Source organism: Streptomyces sp. NPDC086147 (assembly GCF_040702165.1).
GTDB lineage: Bacteria > Actinomycetota > Actinomycetes > Streptomycetales > Streptomycetaceae > Streptomyces.
This window is the reverse complement of the sequence record NZ_JBFBJO010000030.1, coordinates 37,197-43,759: the sequence shown is the minus strand read 5'-3', so window position 1 is coordinate 43,759 and position 6,563 is coordinate 37,197. Positions and strand designations below refer to the sequence as shown.

Here is a 6,563-nt window from a genome sequence, read left to right as displayed (position 1 = left end):
CCCCCCCCCCCCCCGCCCCCCACCCAACCCGCCCCCCGGGCCCCCCCCCCGGCGCCGCCCGGTCGGGGGATCAGGCGGTGGCCTCGGCTTCCGCCGCGGTCGCGGAGGGAGCGCCTACGGCCCCGGCCTCCGCCCCGGTGGGACCGGTGGCGGCGGACCGGGCCGGGATGAGGGCGGCGACGACCGCCGCCGCGAGGCCGACCGCGCAGCCGATGAGCATGGCGACGCGGAAGCCGTCCTCCGAGGGCAGCGCGTGGCCGCCGAGGGTGGTGGTCATCTGGGCGAGGACGACGCCGATGACGGCGGCGGAGACGGAGGTGCCGATGGAGCGCATCAGGGTGTTGAAGCTGTTGGCCGAGGCGGTCTCCTCCTGCGGCACCGCTCCCATGATGAGCGCCGGCATGGCCCCGTAGGCGAGTCCGACGCCGGTGTTGCAGACGAGGGTGACGGCGAGCAGGCCCCAGGTGGAGCCCATCAGGGCGAGGGAGGAGCCGTAGCCGGCGGAGATGACGAGGGCGCCGACGGAGAGCGTGACCTTGGGGCCCCGGGCGGCCGAGAGCCTGGCGCCGAGCGGGGCCAGGACCATCATCATCAGGCCGGCCGGGGCCATCCACAGGCCCATGGCCATCATCGACTGGCCGAGGCCGTAGCCGGTGGCCTCGGGGAGCTGGAAGAGCTGGGGGACGACCAGGGACTGCGCGTACATGGCGAAGCCGACCAGGACCGAGGCGGCGTTGGTCATGAGGACGACCGGGCGGGCGGTGACCCGCAGGTCGACGAGGGGGTCGGGGGTACGGAGCTCCCACGCGCCCCAGGCGAGCAGGACGACGACCGCGACGGCGAGGAGGCCGAGGGTGGTGGCGCTGCCCCAGCCCCAGCTCGCGCCCTTGGAGACGGCGAGCAGCAGGGCGACGAGTCCGGTGCCGAGGCCGAGCGCGCCGGGCAGGTCGAAGCGGCCGGGGGCGGCGGCGCGGCGGCCCGCGGGGGCGACGCGCCAGATCAGGGCGCCGACGAGGACGCTGAGGCCGGCGGCGACCCAGAAGAGGACGCGCCAGCTGGCGTTCTCGGCGACGGCGGCGGAGAAGGGCAGGCCGAGGGCGCCGCCGACGCCCATGGAGGCGCTCATGAGGGCGATGGACCCGCCCAGCCTCTCCGGCGGCATGATGTCGCGCAGCAGGCTGATGCCGAGGGGCACGACGCCCATGCCGAGGCCCTGGAGGCCGCGTCCGACGATCATCGGGACGACGGAGGAGGCGAGGGCGCAGACGACCGAGCCGGCGACGAGCGGGACCACGGAGACGAGCAGGACCCGCCGCTTGCCGAGGGTGTCGCCGAGCCGTCCGGCGACGGGGGTGGCGACGGCGCCCGCGAGGAGGGTGGCGGTGATCACCCAGGAGGCGTTGGAGGCGGTGGTGCCGAGCAGCCGGGGGAGGTCGCCGATGAGCGGCACCACCAGGGTCTGCATGAGTGCGGCCACGATGCCGGCGAGCGCGAGGACGCCGACGACGCCTCCTGGTCGGGCGTCGGGCTTGGAGCCGTCCACGTGTTTCTCCCTGGGTCTTCACGACGATGCATATGCATGATGCACATCAATTGCTCATGACACAAACTGTGCATGATGCACATTGCGTGGCCGCAGGAGAGAATGCCCCCATGGACAAGCCCGTGGACAAGCCCACCGATCTGGTCGAGTTCGAGACCATGCTGCTCGGCCGGCACGCGCACCTGTACGCGCCCCGCTCCCGCGCGGGCGGCGGCCGGCTCGACCGCAGCGCGTACGTCCTGTTGAGCCGCATCCGCATGCACGGGCCGATGTCCATCGGGCAGCTCGGCGAGGCCTTCGGCCTCGACGCGTCCACCCTCAACCGGCAGACCGCCGCGATGCTGCGCGCCGGGGTCGTGGAACGCATCCCCGATCCGGACGGCGGCATCGCCCGCAAGTTCCGCATCACGGAGGAGGGCGAACGCCGCCTGGAGGCCGACCGCGCCTCGAACGTCGCGGGCCTGGAACGCGTGATGGAGCACTGGTCCCCCGAGGACGTCTCCCGCTTCGCCGCCTTCCTGGAGCGCTTCAACCGCGACATCGAACGCCTGGAGGGCCGTCCCTGGCCGCGCCCCTGAACGGGGTCCGACCACCGCCGGTCACGCCCTTCCGGCGAGCGGACACAGGGGAACGGAAAGTCTCGTCGGGGCCCTCGGCGGCCGCGGGCATCGCGGACGCCGAGGGCCCCACAGGCATGCCCGCCGGGGCACGATCCGCCGTGTCGAAACCCTTTACGCCCGGGGCGACCGACGGTAACTTCCGGCCAGCGCAAGATGTTTCTGCAACTTTCCGACTGCGTTTCCAGCAGGCTTCGCCCTCCTTCCCGGGCAGAGGTCCGCCCGGACGCGCGCTCCCCGTCTGGAGATTCAGATGCCACGCACCCGCCCACGGTCACCGGCGCGCCCCGTCGCCGTCCTGGCCGTCGCCGCCGCCTGCGTCGTCGGCCTCGCCGCCGCGCCCCCGGACACCCCCTCCCCGCGCACCGCCCCCGTCGCCGCGACCGTCGAGAACGCGACGACGGTCCACTACTGGACGAAGACGAAGAACTGGGCCCGGTACAACCTCCATTACGCGCCCGACGGCGGCTCCTGGAGCACCGTCCCCGGCACCGCCATGGAGGCCGCCTGCGACGGCTGGGTGAAGAAGACCGTCACCCTGGGCGCGGCCGCCGGCCTCCAGGCCACCTTCAACGACGGCAACGGCACCTGGGACAACAACGGCGGCAAGAACTACGCCCTCGGCACGGGGGCGGTCACCGTCAAGGACGGGGTCGTCGCCCACTCCGACCCCTGCGCCGACACCCCTCCGGCCGAGTCCCGCAAGGCCACGGTCTACTACTCCACCGCCTCCCTGGGCTGGTCCACCGCCAACGTCCACTACCAGCCGACGGGCGGCGCCTGGACCACGGCACCCGGCGTCGGCATGCAGGCCGCCTGCGCCGGGTGGTGGAAGCGGGAGATCGACCTCGGGACGGCCACCGGCCTCAAGGCCGCCTTCAACAACGGCAACGGCACCTGGGACAACAACGGCGGCTCCGACTATGCCCTCGGCGCGGGCGTCTCCACCGTCCGGAACCGGGTGGTGACGGCGAACGCCGCGGACCCCTGCGCCGCCACCCCGCCCGACACCCGGGCACCCACCGCCCCCGCCGGCCTCACCGCGACGGCCGACGGCACCTCCGTGCTGCTCGCGTGGAACCCGTCCACCGACGACCGGGGCGTCACCGGGTACCAGGTCACCCGCACCGGGGGCGGCTCCACGGTCGTCACCGACGTCGGCTCCACGGTCCTCTCCGACACCGGCCTGGCCGAACGGACCGCCTACACCTACACGGTGCGGGCCCTGGACGCCGCCGGGAACGTCTCCGCCGACTCCTCCCCCGCCACCGCGACCACGGGCGACAGGCCCGCGACCCCGGCGAACGGCAAGCCGCTGGGCACCGACCCGCGCAAGGACCCGATCTACTTCGTCCTCACCGCCCGCTTCAACGACGGCGACCCGTCGAACAACCGGGGCGGGAGCCAGCACGTCAAGTCGGGCAACGCGGCCAACGACGACCCCATGTTCCGGGGCGACTTCAAGGGCCTGATCCAGAAGCTCGACTACGTCAAGGGCCTCGGCTTCTCGGCGATCTGGGTCACCCCGGTCGTCCTCAACCGCTCGGACTACGACTACCACGGCTACCACGGCTGGGACTTCTACCGGGTGGACCCGCGCCTGGAGTCCGCCGGCGCCTCCTACCAGGACCTGATCGACGCCGCCCACGCCAAGGGCATGAAGATCTACCAGGACGTCGTCTACAACCACTCCTCCCGCTGGGGCGCCAAGGGCCTGTTCACGCCCACCGTGTACGGCGTGCGGGACGGCCAGTGGAGCTGGTACTACGACGAGAAGCGGTCCGGCTTCGAGTACGACGGTCTGACGGTCGACCCGAAGAGCGGCAAGTCGTACTACAACGGCGACCTGTGGTCGACGGCCGAGCCGACCGGCAACACCTGTGTGAACTGGGGGAAGCCGACCGGCGGGAAGAGCGCCGAGGGCTACACGGTCTACAACTGCCAGTGGCCGAGCCCCACGTCCGGCATGTTCCCGAAGGCCCTCTACCACCAGTGCTGGATCGGGAACTGGGAGGGCGAGGACTCCCGTTCCTGCTGGCTCCACGAGGACCTGGCGGACTTGAACACCGAGAACCCGGCCGTGCAGAACTACCTGATCGGCGCGTACGACAAGTACATCGACATGGGCGTCGACGGCTTCCGGGTCGACACCGCCGTGCACATCCCGCGCACCACCTGGAACCGCCGCTTCCTGCCCGCGATACAGGAGCGGGTGGCCCGGCGCCACGGCGCGGAGGCCGCGAAGAACTTCTTCGTCTTCGGCGAGGTCGCCGCCTTCGTCAACGACAAGTGGAACCGCGGCTCGGTGAACCACTCGGCGCAGTTCTACACCTGGAAGGAGCGGAAGGAGTACGACCTCGACGACGGCAGGGCCGCCCTGGAGATGTACGAGTACGAACAGCAGCAGGGCACGGGGAACCAGCCCACGTCCACCAACGCCTTCCTGAAGGGCAACAGCTACCACGCGCCCGACCACAGCCGCTTCTCCGGCATGAACGTCATCGACATGCGCATGCACATGAACTTCGGCGACGCGCAGAACGCCTTCTCCAACGGCAAGGACTCCGACGACAGCTACAACGACGCCACCTACAACGTCGTCTACGTCGACAGCCACGACTACGGCCCCAACAAGTCGAGCGAGCGGTACGCGGGCGGCACCGACGCCTGGGCCGAGAACATGTCCCTGATGTGGACCTTCCGTGGCATCCCGACGCTGTACTACGGCTCCGAGATCGAGTTCCAGAAGGGGAAGAAGATCGACTGCGGGCCGTCCTGCCCGCTCGCCGACACCGGCCGCGCCTACTTCGGCGCGCACCTCGCCGGCTCCGTCACGGCCTCCGGCTTCTCCACGGTCTCGTCGGCGTCCGGCGCCGTCGCCACCACCCTCCAGCAGCCCCTGGTCCGGCACGTGCAGCGGCTCAACCAGATCCGCCGGGCGGTCCCCGCGCTCCAGACGGGCCAGTACTCGACGGAGGGCGTCTCGGGCGGCATGGCGTTCAAGCGCCGCTACACCGACGCGGGCACGGACAGCTTCGCGCTCGTCACGGTCTCGGGCGGCGCCACCTACACCGGCGTCCCGAACGGCACGTACGCCGACGCCGTCACCGGTGACGTCCGGACCGTCACGAACGGCACCCTCACGGTCGCGGCGCCCGGAAAGGGCAACCTGCGGGTGTACGTCCTGAACGGTCCCGGCCGGATCGGCACCGCCGGACCGTATCTCAAGTAGCGGCACCCGGGCCGTCGGCCGGGACCCGTGCGGGTCCCGGCCGGCGGTCACGGCTACGGCAACGGCGTGCCGTGCAGGGCGATCAGGAGGCGCCAGACCCGGTGGGCGATCTCCCCGGGAGCGCCCTCGACGAGGCCGTGCAGCCAGTCGGCGAGCACCCCGGCGAAGGCCGCGGCCACGGCCGACGCGACGAGGCCGGGCTCCGGGGCGCCGACCAGGGTCCGTTCGGCGAGGCTGCGGGCGCGCAGGTCCTCGTGGAGGACGAGGCCGAGCGGCCCGCCGCCGCCCGGGCGCAGCAGTTCCCGGTAGAGCCCGGCGTGCGGGGCGAGTCCGGCGAAGAAGTCGAGCAGCGCGGGCGGCGGGGCCTCCGGGTCGGGCACGCCGCGCCAGGCGTGCAGGGCGTCGACCGCGTCGCGGACCACGTCGGCGCAGGCGTCGACGGCCAGCGCCTCCAGGTCCGCGTAGTGGAGGTAGAAGGTGGCGCGGCCGACCCCCGCGCGGCGCACCAGCGCGGCGACGGTGACCTCGCCCAGCGGGCGTTCCGCGCAGGCGTCGAGGAGGGAGCGGCGGAGCCGGGCCCGGGTCCGGGCGGCCCGGGGGTCCTCGGCGGCCGGGGTCATCCGGCGACCAGGACGGCGCCGAGGGCCAGCGCGCCCGGCAGCGCCTGGGCGACCAGGATGCGGCGGTTCGCGGTGAGTCCGCCGTACAGGCCGGCGACGAGGACGCAGGAGAGGAAGAAGACCTGGACCCGGTGGCCCGTGGGGTCCCCGGCGATCAGGCCCCAGGCGAGGCCGGCGGCCAGGAAGCCGTTGTAGAGGCCCTGGTTCGCGGCGAGCGGGGCGGTCGCGCGGGCCAACTCGGCGTCGAATCCGGACAGTCCGCGCCCCGGCGCCTTCTCCCACAGGAACATCTCCAGAACCAGGATGTACACGTGCAGGGCGGCCACCAGGCCCACCAGCACGTTCGCCGTCGTCTCCATCGCCGTCTCCTACCGCTCACACTTCATGGACAGGTGTCCAGCATACATGGACAGGTGTCCGGGAAATTTCGTCGTCTTGACGCCGTTCGATCAAAAGTGCGTAACGCGAACGGGCTTCTCGGACAGAACACTTCCTTCCGGGGGGCGATTCTGGGATCTTGCGTCCACCCCACACATCACAGGGCCCGGCGG

The 6,563-nt window shown here is 72.2% G+C and carries 5 protein-coding genes; 2 read left to right on the top strand and 3 right to left on the bottom strand.

Annotated elements, in window-relative coordinates; translation table 11 throughout:
- Positions 1 to 70 precede the first annotated feature (70 nt).
- On the bottom strand, positions 71 to 1,543 hold the full coding sequence (locus AB0398_RS32525; RefSeq protein ID WP_366379266.1) for an MFS transporter: 1,473 nt from the start codon (positions 1,541 to 1,543) through the stop codon (positions 71 to 73).
- A 122-nt stretch (positions 1,544 to 1,665) separates the two neighbouring features.
- Between AB0398_RS32525 and AB0398_RS32520 the strand changes: the two genes are divergently transcribed.
- Together AB0398_RS32520 and AB0398_RS32515 are read left to right on the top strand one after the other, a co-directional pair.
- Positions 1,666 to 2,121 (top strand): MarR family transcriptional regulator, encoded by a 456-nt coding sequence (locus tag AB0398_RS32520; RefSeq protein WP_366379269.1) that lies wholly within the window; start codon positions 1,666 to 1,668, stop codon positions 2,119 to 2,121.
- A 292-nt stretch (positions 2,122 to 2,413) separates the two neighbouring features.
- The gene (locus AB0398_RS32515; RefSeq protein WP_366379265.1) at positions 2,414 to 5,392 is read left to right on the top strand and encodes a carbohydrate binding domain-containing protein; all 2,979 of its coding nucleotides are present in this window, start codon (positions 2,414 to 2,416) and stop codon (positions 5,390 to 5,392) included.
- Between the two features lie 53 nt (positions 5,393 to 5,445).
- On the opposite strand, the gene AB0398_RS32510 is transcribed toward AB0398_RS32515, so the two are convergent.
- Both AB0398_RS32510 and AB0398_RS32505 read right to left on the bottom strand, forming a co-directional pair.
- Positions 5,446 to 6,012, bottom strand: coding sequence for a TetR/AcrR family transcriptional regulator (locus AB0398_RS32510; RefSeq protein WP_366379264.1), 567 nt, complete (start codon positions 6,010 to 6,012; stop codon positions 5,446 to 5,448).
- The gene (locus AB0398_RS32505) at positions 6,009 to 6,371 is read right to left on the bottom strand and encodes a DUF1304 domain-containing protein (protein ID WP_366379263.1); all 363 of its coding nucleotides are present in this window, start codon (positions 6,369 to 6,371) and stop codon (positions 6,009 to 6,011) included. Before AB0398_RS32505 ends, AB0398_RS32510 begins: the two co-directional genes overlap by 4 nt.
- Positions 6,372 to 6,563 lie beyond the last annotated feature (192 nt).